General features: G+C 58.5%; 21 protein-coding genes and 1 tRNA gene. 12 read left to right on the top strand and 10 right to left on the bottom strand.

Features of this window, described 5'->3' with window-relative positions:
* Positions 1–3: 3 nt before the first annotated feature.
* On the bottom strand, positions 4–1,113 hold the full coding sequence (locus JXQ78_RS08135) for a M20 family metallopeptidase (RefSeq protein WP_407934011.1): 1,110 nt from the start codon (positions 1,111–1,113) through the stop codon (positions 4–6).
* Positions 1,114–1,196: 83 nt separating this feature from the next.
* Here JXQ78_RS08135 and JXQ78_RS08130 point away from each other — a divergent pair, with 83 nt between their 5' ends.
* Complete coding sequence (locus JXQ78_RS08130; RefSeq protein WP_330630273.1) at positions 1,197–3,053, top strand: PINc/VapC family ATPase; 1,857 nt, start codon at positions 1,197–1,199, stop codon at positions 3,051–3,053.
* On the opposite strand, the gene JXQ78_RS08125 is transcribed toward JXQ78_RS08130, so the two are convergent.
* A complete protein-coding gene (locus JXQ78_RS08125) occupies positions 3,050–3,490 on the bottom strand; it encodes a bifunctional nuclease family protein (RefSeq protein ID WP_330630272.1) in 441 nt (146 codons plus the stop codon). The genes JXQ78_RS08130 and JXQ78_RS08125 overlap by 4 nt on opposite strands.
* Before the next feature lie 115 nt (positions 3,491–3,605).
* Between JXQ78_RS08125 and JXQ78_RS08120 the strand changes: the two genes are divergently transcribed.
* Complete coding sequence (locus tag JXQ78_RS08120; protein ID WP_330630271.1) at positions 3,606–3,893, top strand: GYD domain-containing protein; 288 nt, start codon at positions 3,606–3,608, stop codon at positions 3,891–3,893.
* 1 nt (position 3,894) lies between these two features.
* Here JXQ78_RS08120 and JXQ78_RS08115 read toward each other — a convergent pair whose 3' ends face one another.
* Complete coding sequence (locus tag JXQ78_RS08115; protein WP_330630270.1) at positions 3,895–6,165, bottom strand: heavy metal translocating P-type ATPase; 2,271 nt, start codon at positions 6,163–6,165, stop codon at positions 3,895–3,897.
* 150 nt (positions 6,166–6,315) lie between these two features.
* Between JXQ78_RS08115 and JXQ78_RS08110 the strand changes: the two genes are divergently transcribed.
* Positions 6,316–6,510, top strand: a complete 195-nt coding sequence (locus JXQ78_RS08110; RefSeq protein ID WP_330630269.1) for a hypothetical protein — start codon at positions 6,316–6,318, stop codon at positions 6,508–6,510.
* 8 nt (positions 6,511–6,518) lie between these two features.
* Here the strand turns inward: JXQ78_RS08110 and JXQ78_RS08105 are convergent.
* Positions 6,519–6,603: transfer RNA gene (locus tag JXQ78_RS08105), tRNA-Ser, on the bottom strand.
* A gap of 198 nt (positions 6,604–6,801) precedes the next feature.
* Between JXQ78_RS08105 and JXQ78_RS08100 the strand changes: the two genes are divergently transcribed.
* Positions 6,802–8,679, top strand: a complete 1,878-nt coding sequence (locus tag JXQ78_RS08100) for a cation:proton antiporter domain-containing protein (RefSeq protein WP_330630268.1) — start codon at positions 6,802–6,804, stop codon at positions 8,677–8,679.
* An 89-nt stretch (positions 8,680–8,768) separates the two neighbouring features.
* Entirely contained in the window at positions 8,769–9,716 is a 948-nt protein-coding gene (locus JXQ78_RS08095; protein ID WP_330632807.1) for an AAA family ATPase, read from the top strand.
* A gap of 2 nt (positions 9,717–9,718) precedes the next feature.
* Here JXQ78_RS08095 and JXQ78_RS08090 read toward each other — a convergent pair whose 3' ends face one another.
* Both JXQ78_RS08090 and JXQ78_RS08085 read right to left on the bottom strand, forming a co-directional pair.
* Positions 9,719–11,116: a helix-turn-helix transcriptional regulator gene (locus JXQ78_RS08090; protein ID WP_330630267.1), complete on the bottom strand. Its 1,398-nt coding sequence runs from the start codon at positions 11,114–11,116 to the stop codon at positions 9,719–9,721.
* 214 nt (positions 11,117–11,330) lie between these two features.
* Positions 11,331–11,993, bottom strand: coding sequence for a metallophosphoesterase family protein (locus JXQ78_RS08085; protein ID WP_330630266.1), 663 nt, complete (start codon positions 11,991–11,993; stop codon positions 11,331–11,333).
* Positions 11,994–12,070: 77 nt separating this feature from the next.
* On the opposite strand from JXQ78_RS08085, the gene JXQ78_RS08080 reads away from it, so the two are divergent.
* From JXQ78_RS08080 to JXQ78_RS08050, 7 genes are all read left to right on the top strand, one after another.
* Positions 12,071–12,979 carry a DUF4129 domain-containing protein gene (locus tag JXQ78_RS08080; protein WP_330630265.1) on the top strand — a complete coding sequence of 303 codons (909 nt, stop codon included), beginning with the start codon at positions 12,071–12,073 and terminating at the stop codon, positions 12,977–12,979.
* Between the two features lie 3 nt (positions 12,980–12,982).
* On the top strand, positions 12,983–13,552 hold the full coding sequence (locus JXQ78_RS08075; RefSeq protein ID WP_330630264.1) for a DUF7269 family protein: 570 nt from the start codon (positions 12,983–12,985) through the stop codon (positions 13,550–13,552).
* Positions 13,545–14,843, top strand: coding sequence for a DUF58 domain-containing protein (locus JXQ78_RS08070; protein WP_330630263.1), 1,299 nt, complete (start codon positions 13,545–13,547; stop codon positions 14,841–14,843). Before JXQ78_RS08075 ends, JXQ78_RS08070 begins: the two co-directional genes overlap by 8 nt.
* A complete protein-coding gene (locus JXQ78_RS08065; protein ID WP_330630262.1) occupies positions 14,840–15,325 on the top strand; it encodes a DUF7519 family protein in 486 nt (161 codons plus the stop codon). The genes JXQ78_RS08070 and JXQ78_RS08065 overlap by 4 nt, the downstream gene beginning before the upstream one ends.
* A 66-nt stretch (positions 15,326–15,391) precedes the next feature.
* Positions 15,392–17,032, top strand: coding sequence for a potassium channel family protein (locus tag JXQ78_RS08060; protein WP_330630261.1), 1,641 nt, complete (start codon positions 15,392–15,394; stop codon positions 17,030–17,032).
* Between the two features lie 344 nt (positions 17,033–17,376).
* Positions 17,377–17,907: a hypothetical protein gene (locus tag JXQ78_RS08055; protein WP_330630260.1), complete on the top strand. Its 531-nt coding sequence runs from the start codon at positions 17,377–17,379 to the stop codon at positions 17,905–17,907.
* A 134-nt stretch (positions 17,908–18,041) separates the two neighbouring features.
* Positions 18,042–18,557, top strand: coding sequence for an FxLYD domain-containing protein (locus tag JXQ78_RS08050; protein ID WP_330630259.1), 516 nt, complete (start codon positions 18,042–18,044; stop codon positions 18,555–18,557).
* A gap of 19 nt (positions 18,558–18,576) precedes the next feature.
* On the opposite strand, the gene arsN2 is transcribed toward JXQ78_RS08050, so the two are convergent.
* From arsN2 to JXQ78_RS08030, 4 genes are all read right to left on the bottom strand, one after another.
* A complete protein-coding gene (arsN2, locus tag JXQ78_RS08045; RefSeq protein WP_330630258.1) occupies positions 18,577–19,035 on the bottom strand; it encodes an arsenic resistance N-acetyltransferase ArsN2 in 459 nt (152 codons plus the stop codon).
* 63 nt (positions 19,036–19,098) lie between these two features.
* Complete coding sequence (locus JXQ78_RS08040; protein WP_330630257.1) at positions 19,099–19,947, bottom strand: ABC transporter permease; 849 nt, start codon at positions 19,945–19,947, stop codon at positions 19,099–19,101.
* Positions 19,948–20,862, bottom strand: coding sequence for an ABC transporter permease (locus tag JXQ78_RS08035; protein WP_330630256.1), 915 nt, complete (start codon positions 20,860–20,862; stop codon positions 19,948–19,950).
* 4 nt (positions 20,863–20,866) lie between these two features.
* Entirely contained in the window at positions 20,867–22,030 is a 1,164-nt protein-coding gene (locus JXQ78_RS08030) for an ABC transporter substrate-binding protein (RefSeq protein WP_330630255.1), read from the bottom strand.
* Positions 22,031–22,036 lie beyond the last annotated feature (6 nt).

Here is a 22,036-nt window from a genome sequence, read left to right as displayed (position 1 = left end):
GTATTAATCCATTTGTGACAGTCGTTCGATGAGCCCCAGATAGATCCGATAACAGCGTTCGAGTGCCTCCATAGAGACGCTTTCAGTGGCGGTGTGGGCTTCACCTGGTTCGGCGGGGCCACAGACGAGACAGGTCGTTGCTTCCTGGGCGAGCCAGCCCGCATCAGTGGCGTGGGGTTTGGTTACCAGTACTGGAGACTTCGGCTGGACGGCTCGCGCCCTTTCGAGTGCGCGCTCGGCGAACGAATCATCGGTACACGCGAACGGTGGCAGGTCCTGGTCGATCGACCACGAACACCACGACTCGCTCGTGCAGTCCTCAAGTGGAACACGGTCGCCGGGAACGGTCCGTTCGTCCACCGTGATTGCACACCGATCGGGAATCACGTTCCAGGCGTCGCCGCCGTCGATTTCCGTCACGGCGAGCGTCCCCTGGAGTTCCGACCCGAGTATTGTCGCCGCTGGAGGTGTCACCGCTCGAAGCCGATCGACAATGGTGCTCGCGCGGTAGATGGCGTTCGATCCGGCTGTGGGTTCGCTCGCGTGTGCGGCCGTGCCGTGGGTGGTGATGGTGCTGGCGCGCCGGCCGAGATGTGCAACGGCGATATCAGTGACTCCTGGTTGGGAGTAGCCGGTCGATCCCTCACAGACGACGGCGAACGCCGGATCGAATCCATCGTCGATGGCACGTCGCACGCCGAGTCCCCCCTGCTCTTCGCCGCGGAAGCTGGCGAGCGTACACGGCCCGTCAGCGTCACAGAACGCTCGAATGGCAGCAGCGAGTGCTCCTTTCATGTCTGCACTGCCGCGACCGTAGAGCCGACCATCCCGAATGGCAGTGGTGTAGTCCTCGCCATCGAGCTGGCTTTCGTCGGGAGCCACCACGTCGTGATGACAGACCAGCGCGAGGGCTCCGCCACCACCGCGCCGGGCGATGATTCCGGCGTCGCTTCGCTCGATTTCGACGCCACGTTGTGCAGCTAGCTGCTCAACGATCACGGTTTCAACTGGGTTCGGATCGTCGTGACTCGGAATCGCAACGAGCTGCTGTGCAAGCGCGGTGAGTGACACAGTTCTAATTGGCTGTGCTTGATTGTAAGGCTGGACGATCATGACAGTATCAGAGACTATCCCCTGGCCAACGGGTGTCTCGGCTGGTGGACACTCTTATAGCGCCGGGGGGCCGTAGCCAGAGTATGAACGTCGTTCCGGACACGAGCGTAGTGATTGATGGCCGCGTGTCCGAGCGCGTCGACCCGGACGCCACGGAAACCGACTTCACCGATGCCCATATCTACATCCCCGAAGTGGTCATCGGCGAACTGGAGTCCCAGGCGAACGCCGGGCGAGCGATCGGATGGCGGGGTATCGAAGAGTTACAACGACTCGTCGAGCTCGAACACGACGGACAGATCCAGGTGTCCTACGTCGGATCACGGGCGACGAACGAACAGATCGAGCGAGCAGCACAAGGGGAAATTGATGCCATCATTCGCGACATTGCGCGCGAATATGATGCCACGCTGTTGACCAGCGATCTGGCCCAGAGCGAAGTCGCAAGCGCCCAAGACGTGGCAACGATCTATCTCGAGCCGTATCAGACAGAGATTGGTGCGCTAGAGATTGAATCGTACTTCGATGACGAAACGATGAGCGTCCATCTCAAATCCGGCGTCCGCCCAATGGCAAAACGAGGCGACGTGTCCGAGGTTACCTACGGCCCGATTGGCGAGGAGATTCTCGACGATGAGACGCTCAGAGAGCACTCGAGTGAGATTCGCAACGCAGCCCAGAGTGCAGAAGACGGCTTCATCGAACTCACCGAGCCAGGAATGATAATCGTGCAGTTCCGGGAGTACCGGATTGCGATGGCCGAACCACCGTTTTCCGATGCACTCGAAATCACGGCCGTTCGGCCGCTCGTCCAGACGGAGCTCACGGATTACAGCCACGACGAGGAGCTCGAAACGCGGCTGCTTGACCGCCAGCGCGGCGTGTTGATCGCCGGCGCGCCGGGTGCTGGTAAATCCACGCTGGCCCAGGCAGTCGCCAATTTCCTCTCCGAAAGCGGCAATTCGGTCAAAACGATGGAGAAACCGCGCGACCTCCAGGTTGGCCCGGAAATCACGCAGTACACCGAGCTTGGCGGCCAGATGGACGCCACGGCCGACTCGTTGTTGATGGTCCGTCCGGATTATACGATCTACGACGAGGTCAGAAAAACGAGCGACTTCAGCACCTTTGCCGACATGCGCCTGGCGGGCGTCGGCATGGTTGGTGTGGTCCACGCCACCCGGGCGATCGATGCCCTCCAGCGACTCGTTGGACGCGTCGAGCTTGGATTGATCCCACAGGTCGTCGACACCGTCGCCTACATCGATGCCGGTGACATCGACACGATGTACGACGTTTCTACGCGCGTGAAGGTTCCCGAAGGGCTGATGGAAGAAGACCTGGCCCGGCCAGTGATCGTCATCAAAGACGTGGAGACCGAACGGCCGGTGTATGAGATGTACACATTCAACCGGCAGGTCGTGACGGTTCCGATCGACGAAACGAGCGAATCGGAATCTGGCGTGGGCAAAATCGCCAAACAGGAGATCGAACGCGAGATTCGATCGGTGGCTCGCGGCCACGTGCAGGTCGAACTCCAGGGGAACAACCGGGCGATCGTCTACGTCGAAGACGATGACATCTCGGCTGTGATCGGGAAAGGCGGCGGGCGAATCGCCCAGATCGAAAACAATCTCGGGATCGACATCGACGTGCGCTCGCTGGAAGACCACACACCGTCCGCTGGAGCGAATTCCCACTCGAACGACCACACAAACGAAAGTGGAGCACTGGTGACCCCCGAAATCACGGCCCGCCACGTCATCATCCCGCTAGAGGAGTATGCGGGTGAGACCGTCGAAATCGCTGCTGATGGGGAGTATCTGTTCACGGCAACGGTGAGTCGCGGTGGCGAGGTCCAGGTGTCTCGGGGCAGCGCGATCGCCGAAGAACTCGAGCGGGCGATCGACAACCGCCGTGAGATAACCGTCCGGACCTAGATCGACGATTCGTCGTACGAAGAGGGGGGCTGTCCGGCTTCGTCGACAACAGTCTCTTCGAGTTCGATCGGACAGTCTACGCGCAGCGCGATTGCGATGCCGTCGCTTGGTCTAGCGTCGAACGTTCTGGTTCGTCGCTCACCGTCACGGTACTGCTCGGTGTGGATCTTCGCGTAAAACGTCTGTCCGGAGAGATCGTCGATGCAGATGGTGTCGATCGCCGCCCCAAACTCAGTTACCATCTCGACGAGCAAATCCTGCGTCAGCGGTCGGTCGAACGATTCGCCGTTCAGTGCGAGCTGTATCGAGCGGGCCTGGTCCGGACTGATGTAGATGGGCACTACCTTCTCAGTTGCGTCCAGCAGCACCACTGGGACCTCCTGGCCCTCTTCGGACATGCTCACACCGACCCCGTGAACGGTGGCGGTCTGTACCATACCATACATTCAGCAAGGAAGTATGAAAAGCTAACCCGGTGAATGATGCACAAGACACAGATCTGGGGTGTGAGCTGCCAAAACCGTTTTAGGATTTGTTACCAATACACACAGTATGGGCGTGTATATGGCGCTGGTGACAGTGAACGAAGCGCGGATTCAGAACGTCCAGGAGCTGACGACGATCTGGGCGGATCTCCGTGCCGAGATCGCAGAGAACGGCGGGACGGTCACGGAGTCGTATGCCATACTCGGTGAGTACGACTTTCTGGTGCTATTCGAGGCCAGAGACAGAAATCATGCGTTCCAGGTGGCGTTGCTCATTGAGCGACGAGGGCTTGACGTCCAGACGATGGAGATCGTTCCAGTTGCGGAGTTCGGACAGCTGGTCGACGACATCTAGGCTACATCGCGGAAATTCGGCCGAGACGAAGCGCGTTGGCCGTCACCAGCAACGTCATTCCAACGTCGCCGATGAGAATGACCAGATACACCGGGATGATGAAGATGGGGATCAACAGCGCAAGCGCCCCCTTGACCGCGAGGCTCCCGAAGACGTTCTGTCTGATCGCTCCGGTTGCGCGTTGAGAGAGACGCGTCAGATACGGAAGCCGATCGATTGCGTCGCTCAACAGCGCAATGTCTGCGGCTTCGATCGCGGTGTCTGAGCCAGCTGCTCCCATGGCAATGCCGACATCGGCTGTCGCAAGCGCGGGCGCATCGTTGATTCCATCGCCGACCATTGCCACGGCACCGTTTTCTCCGAGTCGTTCGATCGCGGCCACTTTCTCTTCTGGTAGCAGCTCGGCCCGGTATTCATCAACACCAACACTCTCGGCGACCGCACGAGCGGTCCGTTCGTTGTCGCCGGTGAGCATCACTGTCGTGAGCCCCTGTTTCGAGAGCGCGCCGATCGTATCGCGTGCCGATTGTCGAACCGTATCGGCCACGGCGATCAGTCCTTCGAGCTCCTCGTCGGTCCCAATGAGGACGACGGTTTTCCCCTCGTCTTGCAGCGATTCGATCCGTTCTGTGATCGATTGTGTGACCCCGGCAACCGGGACGGACCGGTCGAGATCGACGCCGAGTTCGTCAAACAGTGCTGGCGAGCCAGCGTAGTGGGTGACTCCACCAAGCTCTGCTCGCACACCCTGTCCCGTGAGCGCTTCGAATCCGTCGATTCCACCGCCGTGTGTCGTTCCGGATGCTTCGTCAGTTGCTCGGTCGGTAATCGCCGTCGCGATGGGGTGTTCACTCCGCCGTTCGACGCTGCGAGCACAGCGCAACAGCGACGCTTCTGAGTGGCCATTCAGCGTAACCACGTCGGTGACCGCCAGATCACCGCGAGTAAGCGTTCCCGTTTTGTCGAACGCAACGGTGTCGATTGCACCCATCGCTTCGAGGTGGTCGCCGCCTTTGATCAGTACTCCCTCGTTGGCCGCGCTGGTGAGCCCTGAAACAACCGTCACCGGCGTTGAGATCACGAACGCACACGGACAGGCGATTACCAGCAGTTCGATTCCTCGAATGAGCCACTCGACCCAGCCCAGTCCAAACACCAGCGGCGGGCCGACGCTGATGATGAGTGCAAACGCCACCACCACCGGCGTGTAGTAGCCGGCAAAGCGATCGACGAACTGCTCGTGGTCGGTCTGGCGCTCCTGTGCGGATGCAACGAGATCGATCACGCGTGCAATGGTGGTATCATTGCTCTCTGCGGTCGTTTCGATCGACAGAAAGCCGTCGGTCGTCACCGTTCCGGCGTAGACGGTGTCACCCGAGGCTTTCTCGACCGGAACGCTCTCTCCGGTGACGGGCGACTGATCGACCGCGCTCTCACCATCAATCACTACCCCATCAAGCGGGATTTTCTCACCGGGTTCGACGTGGACGGTTTCACCCACTGTGACCTGCTCGACTGGCACCTCCTGTTCAGTGCCATCACGCGCTACGATCGCCGTTTCAGGCGAGAGTTCCAGCAGTTCTGAAAGCGACCGGCGGGCGCGTCCGACCGAGTAGCTCTCAAGGAGTTCGGCCACGTTGAACAACACCGCCAGTGATGCCGCCTCGAAATAGAGCTCTCTTGTTGTCAGTGCGGTGATCGCCAGCGCACCGAGGATGGCGCTGCTCATCAACAGATCCATATCCAGCGATCCCACCCGTAACGACCGATATCCCTGGGTGAGAATTACCTCTCCACCGACGGCGACCGCGCCAAGAAAGAACAGATCGGCTACCGAGATCGGAGTCTGCCCAACCGTCAGAAGTAACAGGTCGACCGACGGCCCGAGCACGGTGACAACGAGTGCGATCGTCGCAAACAGCGCGCTTACGCCGGTCTTGATCGCTCGCGGTCGTCTGTGCAACGGTGTTGGCGTCGTCTCTTCGCCGCCATCACTCATCACCTCATAGCCGGCGTTCTCGATTGCCTCGACGACTGGAGCCGCAGTGTCCCCAGCAGTCGTTTCTACCATCGCCGTCCCAGTTGTCGGCTGCAAATCGTACGATTCGACCACAGAAACTCCCTCTAACGACCGACCCACGGTCTCAGCACACGACGGACAGTCCATCTGTGGCACGGACAATCTGTGTCGCTCGCCGGTCGCTCCGTCAGACGCCACCGGCGATGTCGCATCACAGTCCGTCTGCGAACAACACGACGCTCGATCACTCATTACGAATCGGTACTCGTCACAGTATTATTAATCCGGCTGTTACAAACCCCGGATTTTGAATTAATGATTATTAATAGACGGCCATTTAATTCACAAATCGACGATCAGTGATAACGCGACGCTTTTTGTGGCCGCTCGCAGAGCTACGATGTGACCGAATCAGAGCAAGGACTGTCGCGGGGTCGCGCTGCGCTCGCTATCGCTCCGTTTCTCGTTCTCGGACTGTTGAGCGTGTCGTTTTTGCTCCAGTGGGGGCTCGATCCACTCTGGGGAGTGATGATCATGCCGCCGATTCTGTTCGTAACGGCGTTAGGATGGATCGCGTTTCGATCGGGACTGGCATAAGAAGATGACGCCGGAGGAGAGATTTGAACTCTCGAGTCCGTGAGGACAGCAGATTTCGAATCTGCCGCCTTGGCCAGGCTAGGCTACTCCGGCACAGTTCCCAGTACAGTAGCCACCACTTAGTCGGTTTCGGTTTCCATCCTCTATCCGCGTGATATAATTGATATGTCATGAATCAACGTTCGTGATGGTGACACGGAGTATCGGCAGCTTTTCAATCCAGAACTCCAACAGGGCCTAGAGGACTCCAATCGATATGTCGGACTATCAGCGAACGTGGAGGGGATACGGATGAGCGCAGCCGGTGATCCGATGGGTCCGCTCATCGTGGCGATTATTGCGCTGGGCGTCATCGCACAGCTGCTTGCGGATCGATTCGAAGTGCCGAGTGTTTTGTTTTTGTTACTGATGGGACTGGGAATCGGGCCAGAGGGCCTCGGCATCCGCCCGTTGGAGCTGTTCGGTGTGAACACTCTGAGCACGATTGTCGGGCTCAGCGTCGGGATCATCATGTTCGAGGCGGCGTTCCATCTGAAGATTCAAAAGTTCCGAGAGGCACCGAAAACGACCATTCGGCTGATCACCGTCGGTGGTGTGATCGCGTTGCTTGGCACTGCAGCGGCGGTCAGGATCTTTCTCGAGGCCGAATGGACGACGGCGTTTCTCATCGGGGCGTTGCTCGTGGCGACCGGTCCGACGGTGATCACGCCGTTGCTTCAGACCGTCAAACTCCACGATCGAGTGGCAGCAGCGCTCGAAACCGAGGGCGTCATCAACGACGTGACAGCAGCGATCCTTGCCGTCGCCGTCTTTCACTTCATCGTGAGTGAAGGCGAGCCAACATCAGCGATCATCAGGACGTTTTTCGAGCGGCTTGGTGCAGGCCTACTCGTCGGGCTTGTGCTCGCTGCCATCGTCTGGTATGTACTCGAACACATCGAAATTGCGTCGGATGGTGGCTCCCAGCTCGCTCGAATGCTCGCAATCGCGAGCGCACTCGTCGCGTTTACCGTCGCCAATACGATCGCCGAAGAGGCTGGCATCGCAGCGGCCGTGACGATCGGGTTCGTGCTCGGCAACGCGAATCTCTCATTCGAGGAGGATATCGAGGCATTCAACGGTGATCTCTCGCTGTTGGTGCTCTCGTTTGTCTTCATTACGCTTGGTGCACTGATCGAGTTCGAGGAACTGTTTGCACCCGGTCTCGGTGGACTCGCCGTGGTGTTCGCCGTGGCCGTGGTGATCCGACCGCTGATTATTGGCATCTCCACCTACGGCACCTCGATCACCAGAAACGAACGGCTCTGGATGGCATCGGTCGCACCGCGTGGGATTATTCCGGCCAGCGTCGCCACGTTGTTCGCGATCGAACTCGAAGCACAGGGACTGGGGACGGCTGCGACACTGCTCGTTGGGACGGTGTTCCTGGTCATTCTGTTAACCGTCGTGTTTGAGGGTGGTCTCGCACGACACCTTGCGGAGTATCTGAATGTGATACCAATGCGTGTACTCATCGTTGGCGGCGGCCGAGTTGGTCGCGCGCTTGCAGAACGGCTGGAGGATCGTGGAGAGAACGTTATCATCGTCGAGGAAAACCCCGAGGTTGTCGATCAGTTGCAGGCCGCGGGCTTTTCCGCACAACAGGGCGATGCAACCGACCTCGATACGTTACGCGAGGCCGGCGCGGAACACGCAAAAATCGTGGCCGCAGCCACTGGTGATGACGATGCCAACCTCCTGGTTGCACAGCTCGCACGAACCTCGTTCGACGTTGAAGATGTGATTGCGCGTGCGAACAATCGCTCGAACGTCAACGCCTTCGAAGAACTCGGCGTGCAGACCATCTCCTCGGGGCTGTCGGTGGCGTGGGCGATGGACAATGCGATCGAACGCCCTGCGCTTTCAGATTGGATGAACGAGCTCGGACGCAGTGGTGACGTTCAGGAAGTCGAAATCAAATCACAGAAGCTCTCTGGCGTTCGGATTGCGGATCTGGGGTCGGATTTCCCCGGTGGCTGTATCATCGGCCTGGTGAGCCGTGAGGGCGAAAACGTCGTTCCAACCGGCGATTTCGAGCTCGAATACGGCGACCATCTCACCATTATCGGCCGCAAGGAATCCGTCCGAGAGGCGATCGAGCTCTGTGATCCGGACCTATCTGCAACCTGAGGGGCAATCACAACACCGAAGCCATTGTGTCACTGTCCCACAGTATGGATCAGGCGACAAATTCGCCCTCGGATTCCGAGACGGAAACGATGGCACTCGAGACGGCGACTGAGCATGCCACGACAGTTCTCGAATCAATTCAGTCGGCAGTGATCTGTGAACGCCGGTTTCTCGAAGAGCTACTCGTTGGATTTCTCGGCCGTGGGCACGTGCTTTTAGAGGATGTGCCAGGTACCGGAAAAACGCTCACCGCTCGCTCGTTCGGAACCGCGCTTGGGCTTTCGTTCTCTCGCATTCAGTTCACACCAGATCTGTTGCCAACCGACATCACCGGGACTGAACTGTACAACGAACGGACCAATGAGTTCGAATTTCGCAACGGGCCGCTGTTTGCAAACGTCGTTCTCGCAGATGAAATCAATCGAGCGCCACCGAAAACGCAGAGTGCCCTGCTTGAGGCGATGGCCGAGGGACAGGTCACCGTTGAGGGGACGACCCACCAGCTCCCGGAGCCATTTTTCGTCATCGCCACGCAGAATCCGATCGAGATGGATGGGACCTTCGGGCTTCCCGAGGCCCAGCTGGATCGATTCGCGGTCAAAACGAGCCTTGGCTATCCAGATTTCGACGGTGAAGTTGAACTGCTCTCCCGGCGGCTACACCGTGCTGATCGGACGCCGGCCGTAGAGCAGGTGCTTGCAGAACCGACGGTTCAATCGATCCGGACGGTTCCGGAATCGGTGACGGTCGATCCTGATCTCCTGGAGTATGTGGCCTCAATCTGCCGTGGGACTCGTGAGGATTCGCGGGTTGAAGTCGGGGTGAGCCCGCGTGGAACACAGCGACTCCTTGAGTTACTCAGGGCGCGAGCGGTTGTGGTTGGTCGGTCGTACGTCACTCCCGACGACGTGCGGAGGCTTGCCGAGCCGGTGCTTTCACACCGACTGGTGCTCACGACCGACGCAATGGTCGATGAGGTCTCACGATCAGCGGTCATCGACGGCGTTTTCGACCGGGTTGCAGTTCCAACCGTCTAAAATCACTCTTCGAACGTCGAGCCGGCGTGTGTGGGTTCATCACCTGGCCGGGTGATGAGGTTCTCCCGCCCAACGCTGATTTTGCTGATTTCGCCGTTGTCTTCCATCCGAGAGAGTAGCCGGCTCACTTTCGATTTCGACCAGCCGGTCGATTCGACGATGTCAGACTGGTGCATCCGCCCGTCGTGTGTGCCAAGCAGCTGCTGGATGTGGTCTGCATCGGTTAGTGGCTCGGCAGGCTGTTGTTCGGGTGGTTCGCTCAGTGGCTCGTTCGGGCGTGGCGCTGGTTCGACGGGATCTGTATTCTCTGTGGCACGGCGTCTGTAAACGAGCCCGCCAACCCCAATCACGAGTACGGCGAGTGCTGTGACCGCCGTTTTCACCGGATTTTCTAGCGGAGCAAACAGATAGAACGGCTGTGGATTCGGATCCGTGCCACGTTCGAGCTCGGTGAGATCATCAACCCCGTCGCCATCGGTGTCCTCCTCGGTTGGGTCCGTGTTGTGTTTATGAACTTCGGGTCCGTCCTTCAGACCATCACCATCGGTGTCGGGCTTTGTCGGATTCGTGCTGTGATCCATCTCCTCCCCATCAGAGAGCCCGTCGTTGTCGGAATCAGCTTCTTTCGGATTCGAACCAATCCTGATCTCTTTGTCGTCGGCCAGTCCATCATCATCGGTGTCGGGTTTCGTCGGATTCGTCTGGTGGTCGTTGAGCTCTGCGAAATCGGTGAGGTTGTCACCGTCAGTATCGACCTTGTTCGGATGCGTCTGGTGTTTGTTGATCTCGACGGTATCATTCAATCCGTCTCCATCAGTGTCGTTTTTTGTCGGATCCGAAAACGGCTCTTCGACTTCGACACCGTCGCTTAACCCATCGCCGTCAGTGTCCTTCTTGGTTGGATTCGACTTGTATTCCCGAATCTCTTTAAAATCCGAGAGCCCATCGCTGTCAGTGTCTTTCCGCATTGGATCAGCGTCGTTTGACAGTTCGTCACCAGTGATTATCCCGTCGTCGTCCGGGTCACTTCCCTTCTTGAGCACTGTCACCTGCTGTGTGGCAGTATCGATCGGTGTCGAGGAACTCCCGTTCGCGTAGAGTTCGATTCGGAGCGTTTCGCTCTCGCTCACATTTTTCGGAAGTGTCTGCTCAGTAAACCGGATTGACTCGGTTTCTCCTGACTGCTGGATAGACTTACAGCTAATCGATTGTTTTTGCAGCTCGTTTCCAATGCTGAGACAGACGTAGTACTCACCCGTCTCGCCGTTCACTGTCGAGTTCACCCCCAGGCCTTTCCAGGCTGCAATGTGTGCTCCATTTGCCTCGGTTTCGACGCTCGAGTCCGACGCGACCGACACGTCATCGATGGCGGCTGATGGCGCACTGCTCACGACACCCACAGCCGATCCGAGCAGGAATAGCCCTAAAAATATCACCAGGCTGATCACGCGCCCGGGAGACTGATATCTCGACATTCTTCTACCAATATCATAATCGATTCGGTCCGTACACATAGACCTTTTTTTGTTCATCCGAGTACAGTGGCCGTATCAGTCTCCGAGAGAAACGATGTGAAACGATCGTAAACAGTTATGAACTGTGATATCTCCGCGTTTATCGCCCGGATTCGAGTCGATCGCCAGTTTCTGAAGGAAGCCCAGCAGCCTTGATTGCATTCTGCACCCGGTCGATATCGTAGGCCACGCGGTGGGTGGTGACCGAGAAATCGTCGGTGTTGATCACGGCAAATCCAGCGCGTGGATCGCTATCGCGTGGCTGGCCAACGCTCCCGGGATTGCAAATGAGCGTCTCGCCGACGCGTTCGGTGTGTTGCATGTGAGTGTGTCCGAGGATGAGCACGGCTTCTGATCCCAGGTGTGGTTCGAGCGAGGAAAACTGTGCCGGTCGGACGTACTGATCCCTGTTGACTGGATGGCTGTGTACCATTCGGATTGCGCCGTCAAACAGCGTCCGTTCTTCTGGCAACGAATCGAGCCAGCGGAGCTGTTTTTCACGCAGTTGTTCCTGGGCGTAGCACAACCCCGCATACGCCATCCGATTCGACCGATACGGTTCGGGGGCGTCAACCAGCCGGTCGTGATTTCCCTGCACGCAGATCATCGATTCCTGCACACGATCCACACACCAGGCTGGATATGGATTGTAACCGACGATATCGCCCGCACAGAGGAGCCGGTCGACAGGGCCCATTGCCTCTAGCACGGCTTCGAGCGCCGGTCGATTGGCGTGAACGTCAGCGATCACTCCAATCTGCATGGCTCACCTCCGTGCCATCGATCCTTGAATGTTGGGTGTTGACATGTCGTTACATCCATAGTGGTGCAGTTATCAGTGTGAGTGTGAATCGCGACCGTCTCCGCGCTATTGGGCTGGCCGCACTCCTTGCGCTCACGATAGCGGCCGCAGGGGCGACGGTACAACAGCCAGCGACACCAGGATCACCGGGTGAGGGAGACGGAACGTCGAGCGAGCAAGTGATGGCCCAAAATAACGAGTCTCTCACGTTCGATGTCTCGAACACCGTGCTCGATGAGCTCCTGGGAGCTGTCTTTGGACTCCTTCTCATCGTGGGGCTCTGTTTGCTAGCGATTACGCTGTATCGCGAGGGACTCCGTTCACTGCTCGGTCCTGTTGCCATTGCGATCGTCGCCGTCGTCGTGGTGGGTGTGCTTCTTTTGTTCGGCGGCTCTTCGTCGCTCACGAGACCAACTCCAGCACCAGGTTCCACGGCGACAACGCCCGGTGGCACTGGTGGTGTGGGTGGTGGGTCTGGGAGCGCAACTGTCCTGCCTGAGCCATTACTCGTCGCGGGGGTGGTGCTCGCCGTCGTGGTAGGTGCACTCGTTTTCATCCTGTATGGCACTGACCGATTCGGTTCGCTTACCATTCCGACACCATCGGGTCAATCGGCGACCGCTCCCACGGAGTCGACGATCACCGGCACGCCCGACGAACAACCGGTCGCGGAATACAGTCCGGAGACGCCATCGGAGAATGCGATCACCGAGGCCTGGCGGTCGATGGCAACGCAACTTTCGTTGCCGCTCGAAACGACGACGCCACGCGAGTTTGCCGAGGCAGCCATTGAGGCGGGAATGGATCCGGCGGCTGTCGAAACGCTCACTGACCTGTTCGAAGCAACACGCTATGGAACCGAATCGGCGACCTCAGCCCGTGAACAGCGGGCGATTGACGCACACAGACGAATCGACGGCGACGATCCAGAACGGAACGGTGACTGATCGATGAATCGAGGATTACTGACAGTCGGGATACTCGTTTCTCTTGGCGGCCTGCTTGGTCTCCTCAATCCTGCCCTTCTCGGGGGGATTGCTGGTCCACGAGAACTGGTGGTTGCAATCGGGCTGGTGGCCCTGTTCGCTTCGATGTTGCTCGCCCACGCCCGCTACGGTCGCAATCGCAATCGGTCGGCCGCTCCTGACGTTGAACATCGGCAGGTTGCCAGGGTTCCAGCACCGGAAACCGAGATCGATGCGTTCGATCAGCCACGCCTGTCGTATCGAGCACGGCGGCGTGCTCAAAAGCAGGGGCGAAACGCTGTTCGCGAGCTGGCGATCGACGTGCTCGTGCGCTATGATGGTGACTCGCGCACACGCGCGAAGGAACGACTTGATTCGGGAACCTGGAGCAGCGATCCACAGGCGCAGGCATTTTTCGCTCCCGATGCGGTCGAAATGCCACTTTCCGAGCGACTCGCATCGATTCGAGCCCCCGATGATGTTTACCGGCATCGGTTGAACCGTGCGATCGCTGCGCTCTCTGCGCGCATCGAACGGGGGAGAACCGATGGCTAGTGCTGGCGTCGTACAGCGGACGAATCGCTGGTATGGGATTGCTGGGGTGTCGTTGTGTTGCATTGGAGCTGGTGTGCTGGCTAGCGCTCCGGTGCTCGTGCTTGCCGGCGTCGTTGCGGTCGGATTCGCCTTTGCCGACCGGATCGACAGTGAACCGAACCACGCGATCGAAATCAGCCGCTCACTGGCAACTGACACCCCAACAGCAGGCGAGGAGTTGACGGTCACGCTGCAGATTACAAATCGTAGCGATTCGATCTGTTATGACTGTCGGACGATCGATGGTGTCCCACCCGCCCTCACCGTCAGCGATGGATCGCCGCGGCTGGGTCGGCCACTCGCTCCGGGTGGCACTGTCACGACGGAGTATACGATCACAGCAGAGCGTGGTGTTCACGAGTTCGATGACTGCTGGGTTTCTATTGGTAATGCGACAGGAACGCTCGTCAGACAGCTTCGCGTTCCGGCAACCGGCCAGTCGTCGGTCAGCTGTGTTCCCACCGCGCCCCAGCCCGTCGAGTGTGCCCTGTACGGACAGGCGGTTGGATCGACCGGTCGAATTGCAACACAAACCGGCGGGAGCGGCACCGAGTTTCACGCCGTTCGTGAGTATCGCCGTGGAGATCCGCCGAGCCGCATCGACTGGAACCGGGCGGCCAGAACTGGCGAGCTCTCCACGATCGAATACGTTCGCGAGCGAGCAGCCACCGTGGTCGTGGTGGTCGATGCCCGCGCACCGGCGTACTGTAACGCTGATCCCCACGGCCAACCGGCTATCGAGCGAGCCATTGACGGTGCTTACGCCATCACGGAAGGACTGTTACGGACGACCAATCGCGTCGGTGTCAGTGCACTCTCTCCAACGGATTGCTGGCTTGAACCCAGTACGGGTGACGATCACCGCAGTCAGCTCCGGAAACTGTTTGGCACCCACCCCGCGCTCTCACCGACGGCACCCACGGAGCCGTATCTGCCGTTAACGATGCTCAAGCAGCTTCGACATCGACTCCCATCGGATGCACAGGTCGTCCTCTGTACGCCACTGGCCGATTCGTATCCGGCACTGGCTGGGAGACGACTGACGGCACATGGCTATCCCACGACAATTGTAAGCCCCGATCCGACCCTGTCGATCGATGATGGAACGGACGATCCACGAGTTGCAATTGCTGCCCTCGAGCGCGCTGAACGTGTGCGCTCGCTTCGTAATGACGGCATTCGGTGTATCGACTGGCGGAATGAACCGATCCAGGTGAGCGTCGAACGTGCAATCCGTCGGTGGTCTCGATGAGCGCGTTCGACGATCGGCCACCACGTGCTGGTGTCGTTCTCACCGGCGTCTTTTCGCTCGGCGTCGTGCTCACGACCGGGTTTGGGGCGATTGTGGCGCTCGTTGGTGGTTTGGCGCTGGTGGCTGCAACGCATACCCGTCGTCGAGTGCTCGCTGGCGTCGGTGCGGTCTGTCAGCTCCTCGGGCTCCTCGCGGCAGGAACTGCTGGCGCTGGGCCGGTACCCATCCTCGCGGGAATGGTCTTGTCGATCGCCGCGTGGGATACCCATCTGTACACAATCGATCTTGCTCGTACCCTCGGCCGTGCGACGCCAACACGGCGATTGCTTGCCGTCCATCTGTCGATTACCGTGCTCGTGGCCACACTACTCGGGGCGACTGGCTATGTGATCTACAGCTCGATCGGCAATGGCTATCCGATTGGGACCGTGCTCTCTCTGTTCTGTGGCGCGGTCGTTCTGCTGTGGCTCAGTCGTGGGTAGTCTCCCCAACGGCAAGCAGCGGGGCTGATCAGAACGGTTTTCAGCGAATCTTCTGAATAGCCCGCTATGGGCACCTGGCGCAGACGCGTGTCAAAATATCTGGTGTTGATTCTGTCGTTAATGGTGGGGTTCACGCTTTTGTATCATTATGGAATGATCTATTTTGAGGGCGATCGCTCGCAAACGATATTTGAATCGATTCATATGATCGTCCAGACGTTCACGACCACCGGCTACGGTAACGATGGTCCTTGGACGACGCCACTGATGCTCATCTTCGTGAGCGTGATCGATATTGCCGGCGTTGCACTGATTTTCATTGCACTTCCGGTGTTGATTGTGCCGTGGTTCGAGGAGGCGCTCTCGGTGACGGTGCCGACTGCAATTGAATCAGCTGTCGACGATCACGTCATCATCTGTGGCTACACCCCACGGATTGAGACGTTGATCGCGGAGCTGACCTCGTGGGGACTCGAGTACGTCATCATTGAGCCGGATCGAGAGCTCGCAACGACGCTGTACGAAGGAGACCACAGCGTTATTCACGCCGATCCAGAGTCCATTGAGGCGTTTTCGGCGGCGCGGGTTCGCTCAGCCCGCGCGGTCGTCACGGACACCTCCGATGCCGTGGATGTGAGCATCGTTCTCACCGCAAAGGAGGCGGCGGATGGGGTACGAGTGATCAGCGTCGTTGATGAGCCAGAACGCGAGACGTATCACCGGCTGGCGGGGGCTGATGAGGTGCTCTCACCAAGAGAGCTGCTCGGCGAATCGCTGGCAACAAAGGTGACGACCGGCGTGTCGACTAATCTCGACGACGCTGTTGACCTTGATGAGGCGTTCGACATCGTCGAGTTACCGATCCAGCAACACAGCGAGTTGATCGGTCGGACGCTCGCCGAAAGCACGATTCGCGAACGCGTTGGCGTAAACGTCATCGGCGCGTGGTATCACGGCGAGTTCGAGACGCCACCAGCACCCAGTACGGTGTTGCGACGAGGAACAATTTTGTTGCTGGCGGGACGCCACGACCAGCTCGAACAGCTCAAAGAGTTGACGCTATCCGACGTTCGTCGCCATGAACGCGGAAAAACCGTCGTTGTCGGCTACGATGAGGTCGGTGAGAGTGCGGTCAGCGCGCTCGCTGGTGCAGGATTGCCGTATACAACCATCGATACGGAGGACAAACCGGGCGTTGATGTTGTGGGTGATGCCACCGATCCCGACGTGCTGACTGGGGCAGACGTAGACGATGCCCAGTCGGTGATTCTCGCACTACCGGACGACACGGTCGCACAGTACGTCACGCTCGTCATTCGAGATCTCGATCCCTCCGTTGAGGTGATTGCCCGCGCCGAGGAGTCCGAAGCAATGGCGAAGATGTATCGCGCCGGCGCGGAGTATGTGCTCTCGCTTGGAACTGTTACCGGTCGGATGCTCGCATCAACCATTCTCGAAGACGAAGAGGTGGTTTCGCTCGATACGCAGGTAGAGATCATCCGAACGAGCGCACCACGGCTGGCCGGCTACACGCTGGCGGACGCCAACGTGCGAACCCGAACCGGCTGTACCGTCGTCGCCGTCGAGCGCAACGATGCTGTCATTACGACGCTCCCGCCGGACTTTCGCATTCAGGCCGGCGATACGCTCATCATTGCCGGCACTGATGAGGACACGAACCGGTTTACGGAGCTCCTTTCAACCTAGGCTCAAAGCGGTAGGGTGGTTTTAGAAATGGTGTGCTGAGAGCTGTTGCTCTAACAGTCTTTCACGTTTATTCCAAAATAACTTTATATGCAATCGGGAAGGCATTGCAACACGAGAGCACAGGTGCGCTGCGGAGGCGTTGCGCGTTCGTGTTGAATGCGCCGGGTGGTAAGGACACCCGACGCTGGGCTCTCAAACGGAAGATCACCCATGCAATGGGAGAACACAAACGAACGTAATTGTACCGGCTCGATGAACTACTACAGCCACAGCTGCGTCGTCTGTCGCCGACACCTTCGTGGCCACCGCGACCATCATCTGGGCTGTCCGCTGTGGGGGCAACGATGACGCTGCCGCTGTTTCTCTTTCGTGACGAGGATCGCAACTGCGTGAACCTCTCGACCGTCGATTCACGCGATGAGCTCTCTGAGGCGGAGCTCTATCACGTGGTGGACATTGGTCAGGGAACCTGGTGCCGTCCATGCCAATCCACCAGCTGCCCACACGCAACCAGAATCGAACAGATCCTCACAATGGCCGATCTCGCGAGCGAACGAACTGCCTACGAACATCTGCCTGGGATCGAGCGAATCACGCGCTATCGCGCAACGGGGGAAACCGTCGTCGCAGTGACCTTCGATACGGGTGCAAAAGTTAGATACCACGAAACGAGAACTGGCGAAATCCACCAGCTTACCTTTCCCCCGTCTGATCCAAAATCACCGCTCGAAACGATCGATCGACCAGGCTGTGCGAGCGCAGCCGATGGGCTGATTGACCTGCTCGATTCCTACGGGCGCTATCGCAGTCTGGGCTGTCCGACCGGCCTCGAAGACCAGCACCCAGCACTGGCCAGAATCACCGCCAGTGAGTAACCCGAAAAGCTCGATGTGGTCGGTGGCTAGAGCAAGGGTCACCCATCTCAGTGGGGTGGTGATCCCGTTTTAGCAACATCGAACTATCTACATAGAAACCATTATTGTCCAATCAACACAACACATACGTGACAATGGACAGACGCCAGTTCCTCCGTGTGTCGGTTCCAGTGGGTCTTAGCGTGTCACTCAGCGGCTGTCTTGGCTCGATGGAGTCTAGCTTTGCGTCGGTGTGGGATAATTTTCGGTCGTTTTCGACGGATGAATCCACTGATGACGCTAGCTATGATAGCGACGAAGCGCTAGAATACACCGCTCAACCAGATTCCATCACTTCTACTCCGGTGGCAACCGACCAACAGACGCCCCATCCCGCAAACCAGCTGGAACTGCTCGAACACAACTTTTTCACGAATGACTACTCCGCTGGCGTTCGCGGAACGATCGTCAACAACGCCGATACGATGATCGACTACGCCGAAATCAAAATCCACTATCGAGACGCCGATGACGAGCTGATCGGTGATGGAATGGCTAACACGACCGATCTGGGTGCTGGCGAAGAGTGGCTGTTCAAGACACTGTTCAACGGCGACGACCCAGCAGCCGTTGACAGCTACGATGTGAAAATCAACGCCGAACGGATCTGAGAGCAGTGGGCACTGTTGTTCATGATTTCCCGTGGGCAATCGATTTCCGGAGACAGCTCGCCGTCGCCGGACAGAGTGCGTCGAACTGATCCGTCTTCTGAATGGCAGGAGGGGCCGCTGATCTGTCGCAGGTTTCGTAGCCGATCGCCTCGAAAAACGTCGCTGCCGTGGTGGTGAGCAGATACAACTCCTCAATTCCCCGCTCTGTCCCACGGCGTTCGAGTGCCTGACAGAGCGCACTGCCGTATCCCTGGCCACGGACGGCTGGCTCGATAACCACTGAGCGAACCAGTCCGTACCCATCGACTGACTGAATCCCCCCGACACCAATACGGCGGCCATTGCTATGTGCCATATACAACCAGTCAGGAGCTCCACGAATGTCCTGGGTGGGCAATCCGGCGTCCGAAAGCAGCGCTGTGGCGTGCTCTACTGTCTCGTTATCGACTGGTTCGAGTCGAACTGCTGATCTGGACATGGGGACGTGATCGAACTGCGCGCCGGCCAGTCATACCGATTGGGGTGAGCAGATCGATGGTGATCACTCCGTTTCGGTCCCAGCAACGAGGTCGGTAACGGCTCCGACATTCATCGCAATCGCCAGCGCAACTGCCACCACGAGAAGAATGATGGTAGAGATCGCGTTCATCTTCGGTGCAGCGCCGTATTCAATCATCGAATACATCGATGTGGTGAGCAGATCTGTGGTCCCGCGAACGAAAAACGCGCGAATGAAATCCTCGAACGACCGGATCCACGCGAACAGAAACCCCGCGCCGACGGCCGGGGCGATAATCGGCAGCGTGATCTCCCGGAAGACAGAAAGCGGCCCAGCACCCAGATCCCGCGCACTCTCTTCGAGCGTTTCGTCGAAGCCGTAGAGTCGTGCCGTTACGATCAGTACTACGAACGGCAATCCGTAGACGCTGTGGGTCAAAATCACGGCGAATACACCAGTATCGAGGCCTGGAACGACCGTGCGCACGAACAGTAACATCCCCACGCCGAACACGATGCCCGGCACGATCATCGGGAGAATGAGCCCAGTGCGATACGTGCCTTCGAACGGAAGCTGGTGGCGAACGATTGCAATGCTCGCGGGCACGCCAAGAACGGTTGCAATCCCGGCGGCGACCGTGGCGATCTGAACGCTCCGGAACGTCGCTACCAGCAGCGACCGATCGGCAAGCGCCGCGCGCATGTGATCAAGGGTGACGCCCTCGAACGGAATGAGCGTGCTCGGATTCTCTGAAACCGACAGCATGATCATTACCAGCAAGGGCACCCAGAGAAATCCGATCATCACGATCGTGACCGCCCAGAGCGCATTGGATGATCGCTGTTCATGGGAGGGCCACCACTGCGACAATGAATGAAGCCGTCGTCGCACTCAGACCGCCCCCAGCTCTTCGGGATCAACGACCTGGATAACAACTACAAACACCAGAACGATCGCAACCACGATGAACATCGCGGCGGCGCTCCCGGCCGCAAGATCAGCAGCGCCCAGGATCCGCCCCTCGATGAAATTACCAATCATCTGGATCTTTCCTGCTCCAAGAATGTCTGGCGTGACGAACGCGCCAAGCGTCGGAACGAAGACGAACAGCCCGCCGCTGACCATCCCCGGAAGGGTTAGCGGAACGAGTACGTCCCGAACGACAGCCACCCGAGTTGCTCCGAGATCCCTGGCCACCGCAACCAGATCCATGTCAATTCCGTCGAGACTCGCGTACAGAGAGAGCAACATGTACGGGAAATACGCGTGGGTCAATCCCACGATGATCGCCGGCAGTCCGAACGTAAAGAGCCCAACTGGTCCATCAACGAGACCGAGCGCCTCGAGGGTTGTGTTCAACACCCCGGATTTTCCGAACACCAGCATCCACGAGTACGCTCGCACCAGATACATGGTGAAAAACGGCAATAACACCAGAAAGAAGATCACACGCACCCATAGACCCTCCCTGCGAGCGAGCAGATAGGCAACCGGAAAGGCAGTCACCAGACAGAGTAGTGTCGTCACAACAGCCACGAACACCGAAATCAACAGCGCATCGACGAACGGTGCCGTCCAGATTGGATCTGCGCTGAACAGCGAACTGTATCCCGCAAGCGTTGGTGACCAGACCAGCTGGTAGGTCTCCTCGCTGACCGTAAGGAAGCTCACAACGACCATGTACGTCAGCGGCGCGAGCAACAACAGCCCAAGCCACACCGCCGCCGGCCCGGCGGTGAGCCATCGATTCCGGCGAGGTGTGTACAACAGTCGCCACAGCTTCGTCCGCGAACGCTCTTTTGTCATACGATCACGCAGCCTTGATTGCTTCCCAGGCCGTCTGCCAGGCGCCCTCGTTTTCGACGGTTTTGAACGGCACCATCCCCTCCAGTCGAGACGGATCGATCGCCCCAAAGCGATCGTTTTCCTCGCTTGAGAGCTCCGATTTCGTCTCTGGATTTACGCTCGGTGAAAAGCCGGTTTTGGCCAGCGTTGCCCCGTTTTTCGCGCCGATGTATTCGTTGATCACCTCCCAGGCCTTCGTTTTCGAATCTGATGCTTCTGAGACGACTGCGGATTCGAACCAGGCGAGTGCGCCCTCTTTTGGGGTGGCCATCGTCGCCCAGTCGGCTCCCTGGTCCCACAGTTCGACGATCTCGTTTCGCCCGGACTGGCCAACCAGGAAGTTCCCCTGTTTGAACTGCTTGATGTATCGGGGATCCTCCGCAATGTAGCCCTGGAGCGTTGGCTTTTGCTCGATCATCGTCGTTTTGACATCCTCGATTTGCGACGCTGAGAGCGTCACTTTTGGGCCGGAAAACGCATCACGAAAGCCGAGATAGAGTGCCGCCGCGCTCATTGCCTTGAAGTGGTTATCGTACATGACGATCTGGTTTGAGAGGTCCACCCCCTCGAACGTTGGCGAAAAGAGGATCTCGTAGCTCTCTTCGTGGTCTGGAACTGTACGCGAGTCATACGAGTAGCCATACCAGCCAAACCGAATCGGCACCCCATACATCGAGCCGTCCTTGGTGAACTGATTCTCAGCAAACCCTGTGAACGTCTCGTAGATCCCATCGAGGTTCGAGACAACGTCGCGGTCAACCGGGGCGATCATTGGGTTGCCATCTTTTGTGGCAGCCAGCATCTTCGGGACGTAGTTATTGTTTGGAATCGCAATGTCGTACTGTTTGTACTCGCCCTGATTCCACTGGTTGAACATCTTTGCCGAGGAGGTGGATTTCGTGATCTCGAGTGTGACGCCTACCGTCTCTTCGATCCGTCGTTTGATGTCGTCGTTCGCGTACTCCTCCCAGGTTAACACGTGAATCGTTGGGTCCCCACCGCTGCTCGTTCCACCGAACAGATCGGATGCCAGACACCCGCTCAACGCGATTGCTCCTGTGGCCCCGCCGATTTCTAGCAGCCGGCGTCGAGACGTGGTTCGTGTTCCGTCGCTGGTAGCTCCCGCCATGGTCTG

Source organism: Halocatena halophila, assembly GCA_027563145.1.
GTDB classification, from domain to species: domain Archaea; phylum Halobacteriota; class Halobacteria; order Halobacteriales; family Haloarculaceae; genus Halocatena; species Halocatena halophila.
This window is presented reverse-complemented; position numbering and strand designations above follow the sequence as displayed.

Coding starts and splice junctions, on each gene's coding strand:
- JXQ78_RS08135 (WP_407934011.1), bottom strand. CDS start 1,113: ATGATCGTCCAGCCTTACAATCAAGCACAGCCAATTAGAACTGTGTCA.
- JXQ78_RS08130 (WP_330630273.1), top strand. CDS start 1,197: ATGAACGTCGTTCCGGACACGAGCGTAGTGATTGATGGCCGCGTGTCC.
- JXQ78_RS08125 (WP_330630272.1), bottom strand. CDS start 3,490: ATGGTACAGACCGCCACCGTTCACGGGGTCGGTGTGAGCATGTCCGAA.
- JXQ78_RS08120 (WP_330630271.1), top strand. CDS start 3,606: ATGGGCGTGTATATGGCGCTGGTGACAGTGAACGAAGCGCGGATTCAG.
- JXQ78_RS08115 (WP_330630270.1), bottom strand. CDS start 6,165: ATGAGTGATCGAGCGTCGTGTTGTTCGCAGACGGACTGTGATGCGACA.
- JXQ78_RS08100 (WP_330630268.1), top strand. CDS start 6,802: ATGAGCGCAGCCGGTGATCCGATGGGTCCGCTCATCGTGGCGATTATT.
- JXQ78_RS08095 (WP_330632807.1), top strand. CDS start 8,769: ATGGCACTCGAGACGGCGACTGAGCATGCCACGACAGTTCTCGAATCA.
- JXQ78_RS08085 (WP_330630266.1), bottom strand. CDS start 11,993: ATGCAGATTGGAGTGATCGCTGACGTTCACGCCAATCGACCGGCGCTC.
- JXQ78_RS08075 (WP_330630264.1), top strand. CDS start 12,983: ATGAATCGAGGATTACTGACAGTCGGGATACTCGTTTCTCTTGGCGGC.
- JXQ78_RS08070 (WP_330630263.1), top strand. CDS start 13,545: ATGGCTAGTGCTGGCGTCGTACAGCGGACGAATCGCTGGTATGGGATT.
- JXQ78_RS08065 (WP_330630262.1), top strand. CDS start 14,840: ATGAGCGCGTTCGACGATCGGCCACCACGTGCTGGTGTCGTTCTCACC.
- JXQ78_RS08060 (WP_330630261.1), top strand. CDS start 15,392: ATGGGCACCTGGCGCAGACGCGTGTCAAAATATCTGGTGTTGATTCTG.
- JXQ78_RS08055 (WP_330630260.1), top strand. CDS start 17,377: ATGACGCTGCCGCTGTTTCTCTTTCGTGACGAGGATCGCAACTGCGTG.
- JXQ78_RS08050 (WP_330630259.1), top strand. CDS start 18,042: ATGGACAGACGCCAGTTCCTCCGTGTGTCGGTTCCAGTGGGTCTTAGC.
- arsN2 (WP_330630258.1), bottom strand. CDS start 19,035: ATGTCCAGATCAGCAGTTCGACTCGAACCAGTCGATAACGAGACAGTA.
- JXQ78_RS08035 (WP_330630256.1), bottom strand. CDS start 20,862: ATGACAAAAGAGCGTTCGCGGACGAAGCTGTGGCGACTGTTGTACACA.
- JXQ78_RS08030 (WP_330630255.1), bottom strand. CDS start 22,030: ATGGCGGGAGCTACCAGCGACGGAACACGAACCACGTCTCGACGCCGG.